This window comes from Vibrio sp. SCSIO 43137 (assembly GCF_028201475.1).
Classification (GTDB): Bacteria; Pseudomonadota; Gammaproteobacteria; order Enterobacterales; family Vibrionaceae; genus Vibrio.
The window spans coordinates 2,025,510-2,044,065 of the sequence record NZ_CP116383.1; the positions used below are offsets into that span (position 1 = coordinate 2,025,510).

At 47.6% G+C, this 18,556-nt stretch carries 19 protein-coding genes; 3 read left to right on the top strand and 16 right to left on the bottom strand.

Annotated elements, in window-relative coordinates; translation table 11 throughout:
- Positions 1-2: 2 nt before the first annotated feature.
- The 16 genes from eutL to PK654_RS09545 form a co-directional block, all read right to left on the bottom strand.
- Positions 3-659, bottom strand: a complete 657-nt coding sequence (gene eutL / locus PK654_RS09470) for an ethanolamine utilization microcompartment protein EutL (protein ID WP_271695530.1) — start codon at positions 657-659, stop codon at positions 3-5.
- Between the two features lie 9 nt (positions 660-668).
- A complete protein-coding gene (eutC, locus tag PK654_RS09475; protein ID WP_271695531.1) occupies positions 669-1,553 on the bottom strand; it encodes an ethanolamine ammonia-lyase subunit EutC in 885 nt (294 codons plus the stop codon).
- A gap of 15 nt (positions 1,554-1,568) precedes the next feature.
- Positions 1,569-2,936 (bottom strand): ethanolamine ammonia-lyase subunit EutB, encoded by a 1,368-nt coding sequence (locus PK654_RS09480; protein ID WP_271695532.1) that lies wholly within the window; start codon positions 2,934-2,936, stop codon positions 1,569-1,571.
- An 11-nt stretch (positions 2,937-2,947) separates the two neighbouring features.
- Positions 2,948-4,378 (bottom strand): ethanolamine ammonia-lyase reactivating factor EutA, encoded by a 1,431-nt coding sequence (locus PK654_RS09485; protein WP_271695534.1) that lies wholly within the window; start codon positions 4,376-4,378, stop codon positions 2,948-2,950.
- Positions 4,378-5,616 (bottom strand): iron-containing alcohol dehydrogenase, encoded by a 1,239-nt coding sequence (locus PK654_RS09490; protein WP_271695535.1) that lies wholly within the window; start codon positions 5,614-5,616, stop codon positions 4,378-4,380. Before PK654_RS09490 ends, PK654_RS09485 begins: the two co-directional genes overlap by 1 nt.
- Positions 5,617-5,621: 5 nt before the next feature.
- Positions 5,622-6,449 carry an ethanolamine utilization protein EutJ gene (gene eutJ, locus PK654_RS09495; RefSeq protein WP_271695536.1) on the bottom strand — a complete coding sequence of 276 codons (828 nt, stop codon included), beginning with the start codon at positions 6,447-6,449 and terminating at the stop codon, positions 5,622-5,624.
- A 3-nt stretch (positions 6,450-6,452) separates the two neighbouring features.
- Complete coding sequence (locus PK654_RS09500) at positions 6,453-7,847, bottom strand: aldehyde dehydrogenase family protein (protein ID WP_271695537.1); 1,395 nt, start codon at positions 7,845-7,847, stop codon at positions 6,453-6,455.
- Positions 7,848-7,872: 25 nt separating this feature from the next.
- Positions 7,873-8,172, bottom strand: a complete 300-nt coding sequence (locus PK654_RS09505) for a EutN/CcmL family microcompartment protein (protein ID WP_271695538.1) — start codon at positions 8,170-8,172, stop codon at positions 7,873-7,875.
- A 64-nt stretch (positions 8,173-8,236) separates the two neighbouring features.
- On the bottom strand, positions 8,237-8,515 hold the full coding sequence (gene eutM, locus PK654_RS09510) for an ethanolamine utilization microcompartment protein EutM (protein WP_271695539.1): 279 nt from the start codon (positions 8,513-8,515) through the stop codon (positions 8,237-8,239).
- Positions 8,516-8,550: 35 nt separating this feature from the next.
- Positions 8,551-8,850 (bottom strand): ethanolamine utilization microcompartment protein EutM, encoded by a 300-nt coding sequence (gene eutM / locus PK654_RS09515; protein ID WP_333909663.1) that lies wholly within the window; start codon positions 8,848-8,850, stop codon positions 8,551-8,553.
- A 23-nt stretch (positions 8,851-8,873) separates the two neighbouring features.
- A complete protein-coding gene (gene pta / locus PK654_RS09520) occupies positions 8,874-9,845 on the bottom strand; it encodes a phosphate acetyltransferase (protein ID WP_271695541.1) in 972 nt (323 codons plus the stop codon).
- A gap of 1 nt (position 9,846) precedes the next feature.
- Positions 9,847-10,653: an ethanolamine utilization cob(I)yrinic acid a,c-diamide adenosyltransferase EutT gene (gene eutT, locus PK654_RS09525; RefSeq protein WP_271695542.1), complete on the bottom strand. Its 807-nt coding sequence runs from the start codon at positions 10,651-10,653 to the stop codon at positions 9,847-9,849.
- Positions 10,654-10,661: 8 nt separating this feature from the next.
- A complete protein-coding gene (gene eutQ / locus PK654_RS09530; protein WP_271695543.1) occupies positions 10,662-11,378 on the bottom strand; it encodes an ethanolamine utilization acetate kinase EutQ in 717 nt (238 codons plus the stop codon).
- A 43-nt stretch (positions 11,379-11,421) separates the two neighbouring features.
- Complete coding sequence (locus PK654_RS09535; protein WP_271695544.1) at positions 11,422-11,895, bottom strand: EutP/PduV family microcompartment system protein; 474 nt, start codon at positions 11,893-11,895, stop codon at positions 11,422-11,424.
- A complete protein-coding gene (locus PK654_RS09540) occupies positions 11,892-12,245 on the bottom strand; it encodes a BMC domain-containing protein (RefSeq protein WP_271695545.1) in 354 nt (117 codons plus the stop codon). The genes PK654_RS09535 and PK654_RS09540 overlap by 4 nt, the downstream gene beginning before the upstream one ends.
- 386 nt (positions 12,246-12,631) lie before the next feature.
- Positions 12,632-13,372, bottom strand: a complete 741-nt coding sequence (locus PK654_RS09545) for a MipA/OmpV family protein (protein WP_271698850.1) — start codon at positions 13,370-13,372, stop codon at positions 12,632-12,634.
- Positions 13,373-13,700: 328 nt separating this feature from the next.
- Between PK654_RS09545 and PK654_RS09550 the strand changes: the two genes are divergently transcribed.
- The 3 genes from PK654_RS09550 to PK654_RS09560 all read left to right on the top strand — a co-directional run bounded on the left by PK654_RS09550 (position 13,701) and on the right by PK654_RS09560 (position 18,534).
- Positions 13,701-15,635 carry a PrkA family serine protein kinase gene (locus PK654_RS09550; protein WP_271695546.1) on the top strand — a complete coding sequence of 645 codons (1,935 nt, stop codon included), beginning with the start codon at positions 13,701-13,703 and terminating at the stop codon, positions 15,633-15,635.
- Between the two features lie 95 nt (positions 15,636-15,730).
- A complete protein-coding gene (locus PK654_RS09555) occupies positions 15,731-17,002 on the top strand; it encodes a YeaH/YhbH family protein (RefSeq protein ID WP_271695547.1) in 1,272 nt (423 codons plus the stop codon).
- 11 nt (positions 17,003-17,013) lie between these two features.
- The gene (locus tag PK654_RS09560; protein ID WP_271695549.1) at positions 17,014-18,534 is read left to right on the top strand and encodes a SpoVR family protein; all 1,521 of its coding nucleotides are present in this window, start codon (positions 17,014-17,016) and stop codon (positions 18,532-18,534) included.
- Positions 18,535-18,556 lie beyond the last annotated feature (22 nt).

An 18,556-nucleotide genomic window follows, 5' to 3' on the forward strand; every position in this document is an offset into this window, starting at 1 on the left:
CCTTAATGAGAAATAGGGTTGCTGGCAATACTGATTACCGCCTCAGCAAAGGCTTCACAGGCAGCTCTGCAGGCGGCCTGAGAGCCCACCAGATGAGCACCGGCAAAGTTAGTTTCTGACGGTGGTTCAAACAGATTTTTCAGTTCAACGTCAGCGGCCTTCAGCGCTGCATCAATAGCAAACATCGCTTCCAGAGGCGGAGCTATCAGATAGGCCAGTGCTTCGCCCTGCTCTACACCCGCTTCTGCAGACAGGTAGCTGCCGGTAGATGAGACCAAATGAGCAAAATAGGCGAGATCACCCTCTTCATTTGCTGTCTGGAACGCCGCTTCGTTCTCGATAACTTCCTGACAGCGATCCAGTCCGGCAATCACATCAGCCGGGCATTCTCCGGCGATAATACCGATCACTTCACCCGAGGTTGGTCCCGATGAGTGAGCCGCACCGGCGTAGAATGAACGCGCATAAACAACTTCAACATTGGCCGCCTTGGTTGCTTCATCCAGCGCACAATAAGTGACGTCGTCACAATCACTAGTAATCAAACCTATGCTGACTTGGTTTGGCTTCAGATTAAGTGACTTGGCATAATCCGGATCGACGGATGCAATCACTCTGGTTGCCAGAACCGATGCAGGTATCTTTTCTCTTATAGCCATGATTCACCTCTATCTTTTCAGGTTGATGCCGCTGGCCTTTTGCTCCAGCATGGTTTTTATCAGGTCAACGATTACAGCTGCCGCTTCCACCGGTGGTGTGCCGCCGCTGTGAATATTTGAAATCACGGTACGGTCTGACTCCACAGTATCCTTGTTTGGTCTGTAGACTGCGTAGCAGCTAAGTGACTCTGACTGGCCAAGCCCCGGTCTCTCACCAATAAGCAGAATGTTCACTTCAGCATCGAGTAACTCACCAATTTCATCTTGTGCTTTTACCCGTCCGTAACGCAGGAAGAATGGCGCGTTGGTTTTCAGGCCGGCACTCTTAATCCCGTTCATCAATGGTGGAAGGATTTCATCAAGGTTACTGGTAATAGCATCCATACTCAGGCCATCAGACAGCACCACCTGAACCTGTGGTGACTTATCGAAGTTCTTAGCGATGATCTCTCTGCCATCCGGACAAAGTTTGCGGCCCAGATCCGGCCTTGTCAGATATTCATCTTTATCTTTGGCCTGACTCTTTATTTCCAGCAGGTCATGCTCTTTCAGCCACTCTTCACTGATATTCTTGATTACCGTGTCTTTAGAACGGGAGTGGTCAGCCCAGAAACGCATCAATGCGGTTGTTCTCGGGCGGGGGCCTGCACAACCGGTGCCTACACGTGCGCCCGTCTGGGTAATCAGATCTTCTACAATCTTTGGCTGCTCTGCCGTAACAACGCCGTTCCAGTTCTTAAACTCATCATCACCAAGATCAGGCAGTGAACCTCCGCTTACAGCCGGAGCAACCTCTTCATTGACTACTCTCTTAACCGTCGCCGGAGCAACTTCATTTTCTCCAAGCTGCTTTAAAACGGCTGAGACAATATCTTGTATATTCTGATCGTTCATTGTTATCTCCGTTTCTTATCGGTTAAAAAAGATCGATGGGTCACCGGCTTTCGCCGTCAGAATGCCGTTCTCCAGCAGCCCCATTTTCTCCATCCACTTCTCAAATTCAGGAGCAGGTCTGAGACCAAGCAACTGACGAACCGTGGCCGTATCATGGAAGGCGTTGGTCTGGTAGTTGAGCATAATGTCGTCGCCCATCGGCATACCGATAACAAAGTTAATTCCAGACGCCGCCAGCAGTGTGACTAAGTTTTCATTGGAGTTTTGATCCGTATCGGCGTGGTTGGTATAGCAGGCATCACAACCCATCGGCAGACCGGAAAGTTTGCCCATAAAGTGGTCTTCAAGACCGGCGCGGATAATCTGCTGATGGTTATACAGGTACTCAGGGCCGATAAAACCAACAACCGTATTCACCAGATGCGGCTTATAGCGACGGGCAAGAGCATAACAGCGTGCTTCCATGGTCATCTGATCGGCACCGTAGTGTGCATCTGCCGAAAGCGCAGAACCCTGACCAGTTTCAAAATACATCATGTTATCGCCGGCAAGATGACAGTACTGCTTACCTACTTCATAAGCTTCGTCCAGCATATCGATAGAAACACCGAACTCTGACAAGCCTTTCTCAGAACCAGAGATACTCTGGAATAACAGGCCGCCCGGAGCCCCTTTACGTACCGCTTCCATCTGAGTGGTAATATGCGCCAGTACACAAGGCTGAGTCGGGATCTCAAACTTCTCAATCACGTCCTGAATGGCATTCAGCATTTGCGTGGTGTTTTCAACACTGTCTGTCACCGGGTTAATACCGATAACCGCATCACCACAACCATAAGTCAGGCCTTCATAGGTCTGAGCCAGAATCGAGCTGACATTGTCACGGGTATCGTTAGGTTGCAGACGACAGCTGAAGTGCCCCGGAATACCAACGGTACAGTTTGCTTTTGTAACTACCGGCAGTTTCTTGGCACCAAACATAAGGTCGGCATTGGAGCAAAGCTTAGCAGTAGCTGCGATCATTTCTGCTGTCAGGCCTTTGCGCAGCCTCTGAAACTCTTCAAGGCTCGGTTCATTGGAAAGTACATATTCGCGAAGCTCACTGACAGTCCAGTTCTGAATCTTTTCGTACACCGCCCGGTTCAGGCTGTCCTGATTGATTCTGGTAATAGCATCGACTTCATAAGGAACGGCAGGGTTTTCCCTTAGATCCTTCAGTGTCAGTTCAGACAAAACATGTTTGGCTGCCACACGTTCCTGAGAACTTGAGGCCGCAACACCTGCGAGCACATCTCCCGAACGAAGATCAGAGGCTTTCGCCATCACTTCTTTTACGTCTGAGAATTGATATGTCTGACCAAACAGACGAGTTTTCAAAATCATTAGTCACTCCTTTATGACGGAAACGCTAGAGACTTAACCGTAAGGGGGACAATCTCCCCTCCGAAGTAGCTTTTACCTATATCGATGTAATCACCCTCGCGGGTCATTACCTCATCAATCACCGCAAGGGGCTGAGGTAAAAGTAACGGTTGCAGCTCCATTCCGAGTGCTTTACCTATATCATTGTGAGAAATTACTATTGCCGGATCGTTATGATTGCCGTGTAGCCGGTAAAACTGCTCAAGCCCTTTTACGGCCTGCAGAACAGCTTTGTACTTGGTCGGCATACTGCTATCTAACGCAATGGCATATTGATCAGTCGCAAGTGCAATATCCATACGCTCGGCACAGATACATATTTCGCTACTGACATCAAAATCTGGGTTGTTCCAGTCAATGGCCGGATGGATGACCGGAATATTTTTCATTGGTAAACTGTCTACTTTCAGCCAGATAGTTGAGCCTGAAAGGGAAAGAGAGTGAGCTCCGGCTCCGATAACCGTTGCTCTTACTGTCTGTTTTGGTTGTTTGATGGGCAGTGCCGGATATTCAATATGGCGTAGCATTGAGCGGGCAAGCATAGGCCCCATATCACCGAATGACAGCTCGGCCACAGGACTTACCCTCTCCTGAAACAGGCAGTTACCCACACCACCACTTATATAGATGGCGTCGATATCATTAACCTCTTTCAGCTCAGCGGTCTGCAACAGTCGCGCGGTAATCTGACTGTTATCTCCGCGGATCAGGCCAAACAGTATATCTGCCATTTTCTGGCTGATACGACGCACATGATCCATGGTGAGTATATTCGGGCTAATCTGTTCGCCGAATACCTCTTTAACCAGAATAGCTCCGGCTTCGGACAGGTAAGTCACCCGGCCATTATCATCCAATTGGATAAGACGTCCGCCGATATTGATACAGGCTGTGTCCACGACTCTGCCACAGTCAAATACAACAAAGTTCGCTGTGCCGCCGCCGATATCAATATTCATTACCCGGCTGTGGTTTGCTTCGGAAACCAGATGAGCACCACTGCCTCTGCCGGCAATAATAGACTCAAGATGTGGTCCGGCAGTCGCTACAACAAAATCACCCAACTCCTGAGAAAGGCTTAAAAGAGAGGAACGGGCATTCTGTGCTTTGGCCGTCTCTCCGGTAATAATGATAGCTCCTGTTTCTACTTCTTCAGCTTTTGAGCCTGCTGCTGTAATCTGGCTCTGAACAAATTCTTGTATCTTTTCATTGTCAATTACGCCGTCAAAATCGATAGGAGTAAACACCACCGGACTCTGATAAATAATTTCCCTGCCGATAAACTCATAGACAGGCACCTGAGAAGCCGGTGCTCTGTTTACCAGAGTAAGACGGGAAAAAATCACCTGAGTGGTCGTGGTTCCGACATCGATTCCGACACTGGTAATCAACTTGGTATTCATTAGGCGACCTCTCCGGCGATCTTGCCCTGAACGACATCCTGCAACAGAGCAATAATCTGCTTGGATGTTACGGTGCGCGGGTTTCCGGACAGACAGATATCCTGCAAGGCACCGTCAGCCACCTGTAACATGGCATCCAGATCGATATCCGTATGTTCCAGTGAAGTAGGAAGGCCAAGGTCACTGACCAACTGGCTTACCGCATGAATGGCCGCCCAGCAGCATTCGCGCTGAGTCATATTTTCCCTCGCAACGCCGAACGCCGCGGCCAGTTCGGCATACTCAGCTTCACTGACAAGGGCATTAAAGGCCATTACATAAGGAAGAAGAATGGCGTTTGCCGTGCCGTGAGGAATATGGAACTGTGAACCAATTTGGTGGGAAATTGCATGAGTCAGACCAAGCCCGGCATTGCTGAATGCCAGCCCGGCCTTATAAGCCGCTACCGCCATATCGTATCTGTCATCCAGATTATCACCGCAGCCAACGGCACGGCGCAGTGAACTGGCAACCGCTTCTACTGCATGGTATGCGTAGGCTTTAGAGAGGGGGTTTGAATCTTTTGAAACATAAGCTTCGATGGCGTGAGTCAGGGTATCAATCCCTGTTGCCGCGGTAACTTCCGCCGGCACGCCAAGCATCAGGGCAGGGTCAATTATTGCCAGATCCGGCACCAGTGCCGGGCCTTTAATAGGCAGCTTAACGCCGGTTGCAACGTCTTTGACTACAGTAATATCGGTCACTTCTGAGCCGGTTCCGGCCGTTGTAGGAATGGCGCCAAGGCCAACTCGGCGGGAGGCAAGACCACCCACTTTAAACTCACTCAGGCTACCGCTGTAATCCACCATGACGGCAACAGCTTTAGCCACATCCAGCGCCGAGCCACCGCCAATACCGAGAACAAAATCAGCACCCGAGGTTTTAAACTGAGCGATACAGTCATCAATCATATCTGAATCAGGTTCTCCGCTTACTTCGCTGTAAATGGAGAACTCTATACCGGCAAACTGAATAGACTGCTGGCAACCTTCCAGCAGGCCTAACTGATAAACCAGTTTGTCGACCACAATAAATACTTTGCTCACACCAAGTTCAAGTAGTGCATCACCAATCTGATTGACACTGTATCCTCCGGTTAATGTTATAGCCGGAGAACGGAAGAAAAAGCCTTTGTATAGTTTTGACTGCTGAATCGTTTGTGCCACTACTGCTGCTAATTCTTCACGAGAAAATGACATGGTGATTACTCCGTTAATCCCAGACCGTAACTTGCTATAGCAAGGGGGGTCAGATAAAGGGCATGCTCAAAGGTAACTATTTCCGTCTGCGGGAAAGTCGCGCTGAATATACTTTGCACACCATTAACCAGTGTTCCGCCACCGGTCAGGTACATATGTTGCGGGGTATCACCCTGCAGATGGGACATAACAATATCTGCCATCTTTTCGATAACCGGCTTGACGATGACGGCAATATCCGGGTTTTCGTAACTGGTTCTTTTCAGCCGCTCTGCTTCTTCATCGTCCACCTTCAGGCGTCCTGCGATAACCAGAGAGACGTGTCGACCGCCACTCGGATCATCCAGAGAGAAGATCTGTTTGCCGGCTTTAATCATGGCGGTGCCTGTAGTACCGCCACCAATATCCACTACGGCTCCCTCTTCAATACCTAACAGATCAGCCACACTGGAAGGCTCATCAATCACCTTTTCTACTTCTATGGCAGCCGATTCAACAACATTGATAGAGATTCTCGGATCGGTTCCCGGCGGGTAAGAGGTAATCGCGCTGGTTACGCTAATACCCAGTTTCTGCTCCACCCGCTGAATCTGGGAGCGGACTATCTGGCAGGCGCCCATATAGTCAACAACCACACCGTCTTTCACCACATTGGCCCAGTCCAGAAAAGCCGCAACCGGCTCTCCTGAACCGTCCAGAACCACGGTCTGGATATCTGCCGTGCCCAGATCAACCCCCACAATCCACTGCTGCGGAGGGCTTACCTCAGTATCGTCATTAACGATTTGATCGATAATGGCCAGACGCTGTTTAACCTGCTCTAACTTAGTCATCAGTTACACAATCCGGAAAGAGTCAACGGCAGTACAACGACGTTTGCGGGTAAAGGTCAGTGAGTTCGTCACTCCTTCCCCTGTCGGCGTTGAAATGGTCATGGTTGTCCAGCCTTCACCACCGGCACCGATAGCCGCAATACAAGGGCCATTTTTCGCCAGCAGACTGCTGTCAATTTCAAAGGCCATTCTGGTCAGCACGTCAATGTTTTTGGAGTGAATTGCTGCCGTGTGGTGGTTATCTGATTCAAGCTCAACAGCCCAATCAATGGCCTGATCGGCATCTCGCGCTTTAATCAGAGGCAGAATCGGCATCATCTGCTCAGTAGTCGCAAACACATGATCTTTTGGCGCATGGAATACCAGCAGACGGGTTGACTCAGGAACCGTCAGACCAATGGTTGCAGCCAGTTTGGCGGCGTCACGTCCCACCCACTTAGGGTTAGCACTTGGGTTATCACCCGGATAACCTTTTAGTACCTCGCGGGCAATGGCTTCTGCCTGATCCGCATTAAGCTCATAGGCTCCGTTACAGGTCATTGCCTGCATCAAACTGTCAGCAACAGATTCAACAGCAATAATCTCTTTTTCACAGGCACACACAATGTTGTTATCAAAAGAAGCACCTTCCACAATGGAAATTGCTGCTCTTTCAATATCAGCAGTTTCATCTACCACTACCGGCGGGTTGCCCGGACCGGCCGCTATCAGACGCTTATCGGTGATCTCTTTTGCTGCATCAACCACGGCGTCACCACCCGTAACCACCAATAGCTTAATGCCCGGATAAGTGAACAGATTTCTGGCGTTATCCAGTGAAGGAACCTTCACTGTGGTACATAAGTTAGACGGACCACCTACTCGCTCAGCAGCCTGATTAACCAATTGAATCGCCCGCTGAGATACCTTTTTAGCCGCAGGGTGCGGTGCAAATACCACAGCATTTCCCGCTGCAATCATACTGATAGCGTTATTAATCACAGTACAGGAAGGGTTGGTGCTAGGCGTTACTGAAGCAATCACTCCCCAAGGGGCGTTTTCAATCAGGCTCAGACCGCTATCACCTGATACAGCCTGTGGCGTCAGGATTTCTGTTCCCGGCGTCCGTGATGCTACCAGCAAATGTTTTTTGATTTTATCTTCCACACGGCCAAAGCCTGTTTCCTGAACAGCCAGTTCAGAAAGCTCTTTAGCGTGCTTCTTAGCCATACGGCGGATTTCAGTAACAATCTTGTCTCTGACAGCAAGGCTGCGTATCTGCTTTTGAGAACATTTCGCAGCCGCAACCGCATCATCCAGAGAGTCGAATACCCCATACTCTCCGCCTGATGGCTGGGTTTCAGACTTTAACTGAACCACAACCCTGCGAACAATATCCTCAATTTCGCTCTGATCCATTGTTATTTACCCCTAATCGAATTTCTTACTGGCCCTTGTGGTACTGAATACTCTGATCTGATGTAATCTCATCAATGATGCCGACCACACAAAGGTCTACAGGCGAATGCTCACCACCAGCGCCATATGCCATCCGGGCTGAGCTACCAGATACAACCAATACCCACTCACCTTCTCCGGCGCCGAGCTGGTCCATAGCAACATGCACCTCACTGGTTGATTTACCCTTTTTATCGACAAACTCCACCAGACAAAGCTTGTCCATTCTCATGTCAGGGCTACGAATGGTAGCCACCACCTGACCGACAACTTTTGCTACACGCATGCCTCCCCCTTATTCAATTACGCCATCCCGGTAAGGAGGCGACGTGCTGATTTACTCCGGACAACTACTTCTTCACAGAGATCGGAAAGATTTTTTCCAGATCCTGATGTGGCCTCGGAATAACATGGACGGCAATAAGTTCTCCCAGCTTTTCTGCCACAACGGCACCGGCATCTGTTGCCGCTTTACAGGACGCAACATCGCCACGAACCAGTGCGGTTACATAACCGGTTCCTATTTGCTCATAGCCAACCAGCTCAACACGAGCGGCTTTAACCATGGCGTCAGACGCTTCAATCAATGAAGTCAGCCCTTTTGTTTCGATAATGCCTAATGCATCCATTAGCCTCTCCTCAGAGTCGTTCTGTGTTGCTGCGGCTATTTCTTAGCCGCAGGTGCTGCTTGTGAAATCGGGAAAATCGCTTCCAGATCACCGTGTGGACGAGGAATAACGTGAACGGCTACCACTTCACCGAGGCGCTGAGCTGCAGCGGCACCGGCATCAGTTGCTGCTTTACATGCAGCTACATCACCACGAACCATTGCTGTTACAAGACCAGAACCGATCTGCTTATAACCAACCAGTTCAACACGCGCTGCTTTTACCATTGCATCAGATGCTTCGATCAGAGCAGTAAGACCTTTTGTTTCGATAATGCCTAGAGCTTCCATTTGAATTCTCCTAAGGTTTTCCAAATAAGTTACATACAAGAAGTAAGGACTGAGATATCTACGATATCGTCAGAGCTACAACCCCGGGACAGGTCATGCATGGGTTTAGCTAACCCTTGCAGCATCGGTCCCAAAGCAATATATCCACCTAATCGCTGGGCAACTTTGTAAGCAATGTTGCCCGCACTCAGAGATGGGAAAATAAATACGTTCGCTTTACCGCCCAACGGACTATCGGGCATTTTCTGAGCCGCCACTTCCGGCTCGATTGCGGCATCAAACTGAACCTCACCGTCGATGATGAGATCCGGACAGCGCTGTCTGACTAACTCAGTCGCCTCAGATACCTTGCTCACTGACGGGTGAGATGCACTGCCTTTGGTTGAGAAAGAGAGCATTGCCACCCTCGGCTCTTCACCGGTTAACTTGCGATAGTTATTGGCAGTATCTATGGCGATATCGGCCAGTTGCTCAGTGGTCGGCAGAGGAATAACCCCTGCATCGGCAAAGGCGTGAGTCTTGGAGCCGTCAGGTGCCAGCATCAGGAAGAAGCTGGATACGGTTTTACTGCCTGGTGCGACGCCAATGCCACGGATAGCACTACGAATCACATCACCAGTAGTCGCCAGATTGCCGGCGATACATAGATCCGCGTAACCTTGATCCACCATTAAAGCGGAAAACTGCAATGGTGAAGCCACCAGTTTACGGGCTTCTTCTTCACTGACGGGCTTTCGCTGCTTGCTGATATAGATCTGCACCATTTCGTCAAAGCAGCCGGCCGTTTCCGGAGCCAGAGTCGTCAGGCAAGGCATAGCGATACCCGCTTTGTAGGCTCTGTCTCTCAGCATAAACGGGTTACCAAGCAGAATAGGTTCTGCCAGACCGCTCAGTTTCAGTTCATTAGCCGCATGTAACAGGCGTACATCATCGGTATCCGGAAAGACAATTTTCTTCGGCGCCTGACGACATTTCTCTCTGCACTGTTGTAAAATCTGCATACTAGTTCACCAGCCTTTCAAGCACATTCTGATTACCACTTTTGCACTGCCATACCAGAATCATCACCACATATATCGCACTGGACAGACGGTTCAGGCCGGCGACAATATCTTCACGCTCTAAGCGCATGCTGATGTCGATAAATACCCTGCTTGCTTCAAGTTCAAGCTCTCTCACTTGCGCCCTTAGTGTGTTTAGTTTTGCCACTTCTGCACCAAACCTGACATCGGGAAGCATATGATCGTAGCCCAGATGCTTAAGAGGGTTGTGAGACCATTTGTGAATGGTTTCTGAATCAATTTCACCGAAAGAAGGCAGAGGCAATGGTTGCTCTGTCACTTCTGACTGTAGAATCTGGCCAAGATATGAGCGAATATCTGACATTGCATGGACAATAAATGGAGGTTGATCCTGAATAAGGCATTGAGCCTCCACACACAAACAAATGGCAGTATCGATTTTTCCCCTCAATGCTATTCTGGGGTGGTTTTTCGGTACCAGTTGCTGGTCATTCAGATGAGTCATAAACGACGGTTTATTGTCGATATCACTACCACAAGCCCAACAGGCATTTTCCGGACGCTGATTATTGGTCTTAAGGGGATGAACCTTCTCTGGCTCGCTGCTCTCATCGGCAGCCACGAACACTTCACCCTGCTCATTGATATAGCGGATAGTGATCTTTCTTTCCGATAACAGCGCCTGAGCAGAAGGAGTCAGCCGGCATCCTTCAGGAAGCTGAACTTCACTGGAATGGGACAGGCCGAAATTCCCCCGCAAATACTCTTCGGTAATGAAGGTACCCATCTTAGCCCCTACTGTTCCGACCAATCTGCCGGATAGGCAACGTAAACGAAACGCACATGAGTCGGGGTACCGAACTCAATGTCACTGCCTTTAGGGATAAAGATTACGTCTCCCGGTTTACCGATTGTTGTACCTGAAGGTGTTTTGATATGCAGTTCGCCTTCAAGAATGACGTCTACCTCGTCATAATTCAGGGTCCATGGAAAAAAAGCGTTCTCCCAGCCCATATAACCCACACCTAAGGTGCTGTTCTGCTCAGGACCAATCACATCGGTCAGGCCGATATTTTTCCCCGGAGCTCCGTCAAACACGCCTAAATCAACGGTGTTCCCCCTGACCAGAACGATTCCGTCATCGTTAATCTGTCTCGGACAGGTCGGCGCTTTGTGATCAAAATCTGCCAGTGCTTTTTTAATCAAAGAGTCTATTAGTGAACTATCGACATCTTTGCCCAGACGAGACTGAATTTCGTTCTTAATCTGGTTAAGGGCAGGGTTATTTGGTAAGTCAGTCTCTTTATCAACTTTAACTGGCGAAGTTGCTGAGGCAGGTATTGCCTGACAGGCAGGTTTTACATCATCACTCTGAACAAATGTCAGCCCAAGAACTTTGGCAACATCATACGCTTCAGGCGTTACTATTGTGCTGCACGGCTTGGCCGGAATTTCTGTTTTTCCCTGAGCTTTAAAATCTCGTACATCCGTTGCAGTAATTAACTTTTTCATTAATTCCACCCTACTTTCCTTAGTGACTAAGGCAATCTTGTTATTAATTAAAGCCGCTTAAAAATTCGCGCAGCTTATTTATAGAATTATCATCATGTATCGATGTATGAAAAAATGGTGGCTGAACACCATTATTTACCAGTAGTTTTTCCGCGTTATTAATATCTGCATCATCAAGGTCAACCTTGCTGATTACACCTATCAGGCGTTTATTAGGATAGACACGTAATAAACCCGGCGGGGCTGAAAATCTTTTCCCATTCGCCGGTTGCAAATAGACAATAGTTTTAACACTGGAAATAGTAGATAAAAGCGGACCATTCCACGCTCTGTTATCTACATACTCTCCGGGAGTATCAATAACACTACCGGAATAAAAAATTGGAGTTTGAGTTTTTTTCTGATTTCCGTCAGGGGCAACTAAGCGGGTAATTAATGCAGACTTGCCCGCATCAACTTCACCGATAACGGCAAAGCTCTGCGGTAAGAGTTGTTGTTCTGGTTGATCATCACTCATGTTCGGGTCGCCTGACACGCGGTATATCCCAGATCCTGTCCGAGAGTTCTAAGCACTTCATCCAATGCAACTTTAACGGACCCCACTGACCCTGTAATAACAAGAGAACCGGAAAATCTATCGAGAAATCCGATACCTACATCAGCAGACTTAGTTGCAACATCACCAGCAATGATAGCGGTTTCACCTGGGGTCAGGGTCAGGATGCCTATGGCTTCCTTATGCACCACCCCTATCCTTTCACACAGCTCTTCAGTCGGATTTGCTACCATATGAGCAAGGGTAATCTGTTTACCCGGAACATATTCCTGAACAACTCTGTCGATCGGTTCGCCAAACTCATGGCTCATGCCACTACTCACTTTTATGGTTATTTTTTATTACCATAACGCCTATATTTCCACCAAATTGTGATGGCTTTCTCAAAAGGTATTTATGGTATTAACTAAGGAATCAATATATTGAATCTCATCACAATTAGACCTAGATCAATATTTTACAGCGATGATTAATACATTAATGATCAGTGAAGTAGCTCATACTTTATTTATTTTACGTCGAAAAATAAAAGCAAACAAATACACTGACAAGTGTAGTTTTAAATAAACAATGGAACAGAGATCTTATTTAAAGGCGGGATAAAAGTGTGTTTAAATAATAAAAAACCGCCTTTAAAAGCGAAACAAGAGGCTGATAAAGGCGGTTATCAATAATCTATTGTCTTTACTTATCAATATCAGAACCGATAAATAACACCAATATTTGCTTTAGTGGAAACGGTACCATCTAATATAGGACTCTCTTCCAACTCGCCTTCTATATTAGTGTATCTCACCCCGCCATTAATCGTGATATGGTCAGTCAGATTAAGATAAGCGGACAAACCGATAAAGTAATGACCATCCCAGCTTGGATCGAAAGCGGCAATCGCACCTCCGGTTCTGGCGGACTCCTCTTTCGAAACTCCATAAAGGTGCTGGTTCAGTTTGTCGTTGTTATAGGAATAACCAACTTCAGGCGTCAGACCCCAGAATGGTGTTCTGTAAGGCAGTTTCCACGCTAACTCTGCGTACAAGCCATTGTGCTCATTGCCCAGATCTGTCGCAACACCGGTTTCTATTACCCCTACAGGTGAAAGCCACTGATAGCTGATACCGCCAAGCACAGTAGCCCGACGCTTATCCAGTTTCTTCATATTTACATCATCAGAATCGCTAGGGTCGAACGATCGTGAATCATACATAAGCTTCACAATCACATTGTGCTCTGAACCTCTTGGCATAACACGATAGCCCGCACTAAAACCTCGTAAATAAAGGTGTTCACCTTCAAAACCTATGATAGGAATCGCCACTCTGTCACTTGAAGTACCTTTATAAACATTAGGCGAATAAGCAGCACCAGCTCCCAATGACCAGGGTGAGTTAGCGGCGATGGCCGGTGAGCAGATCAATGCTGCTCCCGCTAAACACATCATTTTTCTGATTTTTATCACAATTTTTCTCTTTAATATTTTCTACAGGAACAATAGGCAAGCATTTTATCGAACAGTGTTTTATTCATCAAGAAATTAATTGTGCAACTAGCATCATTGCTAGCTATAGCTCATTGGCAGAATTTTTTACACACAAAATATATGCACTGATATTTATAATTTATGCATATTATCCACTACAGAAATCCGGATAAATGCAGAAATAAATACATAATTGTTAAGCAAAATCTTGAAACAGTGTCTAGTCTTAGAAAGTGAAGGATTAGTAAATTTCGCTGTAGTCAGTTTGACGGTTTAGAGGGGTTTCAGCATGAGTATTTTTGACCACTATCAGGCACGCTACGAAGCAGCCAAGGATGAAGAGCTATCATTACAGGATTTTTTGACACTGTGTCAAAAGGATAAAAGTGCCTATGCCAATGCAGCAGAGCGACTCTTGCTGGCGATTGGTGAGCCGGAAGTCGTTGATACTGCACATGATCCTCGACTTAGTCGTATTTTTTCCAACCGGGTTATCTCACGTTATAAAACGTTTGAAGATTTCTACGGAATGGAAGACTCCATTGAGCAAATTGTCTCTTACCTTAAGCACGCTGCTCAGGGTCTGGAGGAGCGCAAGCAGATTCTCTATCTGTTAGGCCCGGTTGGTGGCGGTAAGTCATCTCTGGCTGAAAAACTGAAAAGCCTAATGGAAAAAATGCCTATTTATGTGCTTTCTGCCAATGGTGAGCGCAGCCCGGTTAACGACCATCCGTTCTGTCTGTTTGACGCTGCGGAAGATGCTGCACTGCTGAAAAAAGAGTACGGTATTGAAGCGCGCTATCTTCGCTCAATCATGTCTCCATGGGCAGCTAAGCGACTGCATGAGTTTGGCGGTGACGTCACCAAGTTTAAAGTGGTTAAGGTCCGTCCTTCCATTCTGGATCAGGTAGCGGTAGCCAAAACAGAGCCCGGTGATGAGAACAATCAGGATATCTCTTCTCTGGTCGGTAAAGTCGATATTCGCCAGCTTGAACACTACTCTCAGGATGATCCGGACGCTTACAGCTACTCAGGTGCCCTATGTAAGGCAAATCAGGGTCTGATGGAGTTTGTAGAAATGTTTAAGGCACCGATTAAAGTGCTGCACCCACTGCTTACTGCAACACAGGAAGGTAACTTTAACGGTACCGAAGGCCTGTCTGCATTGCCATTTGACGGTATGATTCTGGCGCACTCAAACGAATCTGAATGGCAGTCATTCCGTAACAACAAGAACAATGAAGCTTTCCTTGACCGTGTCTACATTGTCAAAGTTCCATACTGCCTGCGCGTCTCTGAAGAGGTCAAAATCTACCAGAAACTGCTTGAGCACAGTGAGCTGTCAAAAGCACCTTGTTCGCCAAGTACCCTTGATATGCTGGCTCAGTTCAGTGTTCTTTCACGAATCAAAGATCCAGAAAATTCATCCATCTTTTCGAAAATGCGGGTTTATGACGGTGAGACTCTGAAAGATACCGATCCAAAAGCGAAAAGCTATCAGGAATACCGTGATTTCGCCGGAGTTGATGAAGGTATGTCCGGGCTATCAACCCGATTCGCCTTTAAGATTCTGTCCCGTGTGTTTAACTTCGATCAGGCTGAAGTTGCCGCCAACCCGGTTCACCTGTTCTACGTTATCGAACAGCAGGTAGAACGTGAGCAGTTCCCTCAGGAAATGGCTGAGAAGTACCTTGAGTTCCTGAAAGGCTATCTGGTACCGAAATATATCGAGTTTATCGGTAAAGAGATTCAGACCGCCTATCTGGAATCCTACTCAGAATACGGACAGAACATATTCGACCGTTACGTTACCTATGCGGACTTCTGGATTCAGGATCAGGAGTATCGCGACCCTGAAACCGGCCAGCTGTTTGACCGCGCTGCCCTTAACAGCGAACTGGAGAAAATCGAAAAACCAGCCGGTATCAGTAATCCGAAAGATTTCCGTAATGAGATCGTTAACTTTGTGCTTCGTGCACGAGCCAGTAATAAGGGCAGTAACCCTGTCTGGACCAGTTATGAGAAGCTTCGCACAGTTATTGAGAAGAAGATGTTCTCCAATACTGAAGAGCTGCTGCCGGTTATCTCATTTAATGCGAAAACCTCAACGGATGACCAGAAGAAACACGACGACTTTGTCGCACGTATGATGGAAAAAGGCTACACCAAGAAACAAGTCAGATTGCTGTCAGAGTGGTATTTACGGGTACGTAAGTCCTCTTAATGCTTGACGCTTTTTGTGTGAGCAAAGTATTCGCTGCCCGCTCTCATGCTGGCAGGCAGTGAATACAACTCTTAGGCGTATACAAGGAGTTACTCATGGCGCAATTTATAGACAGAAGGCTCAATGGCAAGAACAAAAGTACTGTCAACCGACAGCGCTTTATGCGACGCCATAAGGAGCAAATCAAAGAATCGGTTGCCGATGCTGTGAACCGCCGCTCGATCACGGATACAGAAACGGGCGAAGATATCTCTATTCCACACCGCGATATAAAAGAACCAACCTTCCATCAGGGACAGGGTGGTGTGCGTGAGCGGGTCCATCCCGGTAACGATAAGTTTATTAAAGGTGACCGCATGGAGCGGCCGAAAGGCGGAGGTTCCGGTGGTGGTTCCGGCGAAGGTGAAGCAAGTCAGGACGGAGAGGGAGAAGACGAATTTGTATTTCAGATTTCCAAAGATGAGTATCTGGATATTCTGTTTGAAGATCTTGAACTACCCAATCTGGAAAAGAACCAGATAAATAAAATTACCGAGTGGAAAACCACCCGGGCAGGCTATCAGACAGCAGGAAACCCTTCCAATATCGCTATCGTTCGTTCATTGCAACAGTCACTGGCACGACGTACTGCCATGACATCAGGAAAGCGACGCCTGCTCAATGAGCTTGAAGAGGAGCTGGAACGTATCGGAAACTCCGAACCGGCACAGCCTCTTGAAGAGAAGAGACTGAAAAAAGAGATTAAAGAGCTGCGCGACAAGATAGCCCGGGTTCCGTTTCTGGATAGTTTTGATTTACGCTTTAAGAACTACGAGAAACGTCCCGTCCCTTCCAGTCAGGCGGTGATGTTCTGTCTGATGGATGTTTCCGGCTCAATGGATCAGGCCACCAAAGATATTGCCAAACGCTTTTATGTACTGCTCTATCTGTTCCTGACCAGAACCTACGAGAATGTTGAAGTGGTGTTTATCCGCCACCATACACAAGCAAAAGAGGTAGATGAACAAGAGTTTTTCTACTCGCAGGAGACCGGCGGAACCATTGTTTCCAGCGCCCTTAAGTTGATGAAAGAGATTGTTGAGGATCGCTATCCGACCGGCGAATGGAACATCTATGCGGCACAAGCCTCTGATGGTGATAACTGGGCAGATGACTCTCCTAAATGTCGTGATCTGCTGGCAGATAAGCTTCTGCCGAACTGTCAGTACTACTCATATATCGAGATAACAAGGAGAACCCATCAGTCACTGTGGCACGAATACGAAAAGATTCAACAGAATGTCGATAATTTTGCCATGAAGAATATACGTTCAGTAGATGATATTTTCCCTGTGTTCAGGGAGCTGTTCAAAAAAGAAACAGCATAGGGAGATGCGCTATGGCTGCAAAGAAGAACAAAAACAGAGCTCTGCCGGACGGGCCGGACTGGACATTCGGCCTGTTGGAGGATTATCACAAGGAAATCAAGCGGGTAGCCGAGCACTACCGGCTGGACACCTATCCGAATCAGATTGAGGTAATCACCTCAGAACAGATGATGGACGCCTATTCCAGCGTTGGTATGCCAATTAATTATCACCACTGGTCGTTCGGTAAAAAGTTTATCCAGACTGAACAGAACTATAAGCACGGTCAGATGGGTCTGGCCTATGAGATCGTGATTAACTCAGATCCCTGTATCGCCTACCTGATGGAAGAGAACAGCGTCACTATGCAGGCGCTGGTGATGGCCCATGCCTGTTATGGACATAACTCCTTTTTTAAAGGCAACTATCTGTTCCAGACCTGGACTGATGCCAGTTCCATTATTGATTATCTCCTGTTTGCCCGTAATTACATTAGTGACTGCGAAGAAAAACACGGCATTGATCAGGTGGAAGATATCCTCGACTCCTGCCATGCCCTGATGAATTTTGGTGTAGACCGATATAAACGTCCCGAGAAAATCTCCATCGCCGAGGAGAAAATACGTCAGGAAGAGCGGGAAGCCTACTTACAATCTCAGGTAAACGACCTGTGGCGTACCGTGCCTAAATCTCAAGAAAAATCAGAGCAGGAGAAAATCCGCTTCCCTACCGAGCCTCAGGAAAACCTGCTGTACTTTATTGAAAAACATGCGCCGTTACTTGAGCCGTGGCAGCGGGAAATTGTGCGTATTGTGCGTAAGGTGAGCCAGTACTTCTACCCTCAGAAACAGACTCAGGTAATGAACGAGGGCTGGGCAACCTTCTGGCACTACACCATACTTAACCACCTTTATGACGAAGGCATAGTAACAGATAAGTTTATACTGGAGTTTCTGCATAGCCATACCAATGTGGTGGCACAACCTCCATACAACAGCCCTTACTACAGTGGCATTAACCCTTATGCGTTAGGCTTCGCTATGTTTCAGGATATACGCCGGATTTGCGAAGACCCGACCGATGAAGACAGAGAGTGGTTCCCGGATCTCGCTGGTTCAGACTGGCTGGATGCGGTTCATTTTGCCATGCATAACTTTAAGGATGAGAGCTTTATCAGCCAGTACCTGTCACCTAAGCTGATGCGCGATTTTAAGTTATTCGCTGTACTGGATGATGACAGAAAGAACTTTATCGAAGTGAGCAACATACACGACAGTACCGGCTACCGTATGATCCGCGAGAGGCTGGCAGCTCAATACAATCTGAGTAACCTTGAACCTAATATTCAGGTGTGGAATGTAGATGTGCGCGGTGATCGCTCTATGATTCTGCAGTATGTTCCCCATGACAGAATTCCTTTAGCGGATGGCCATGAGGAAGTAATGAAACACCTGCACCGGCTATGGGGCTTTGATGTCGTGTTGGAAGAGTTAACGGAAACCGGCCGGAGAAATATTCTCAGCGCCTGCCCTCCCCGTACCGAGGCGAGCTAAAAACGAAAAACCGCATTAATTT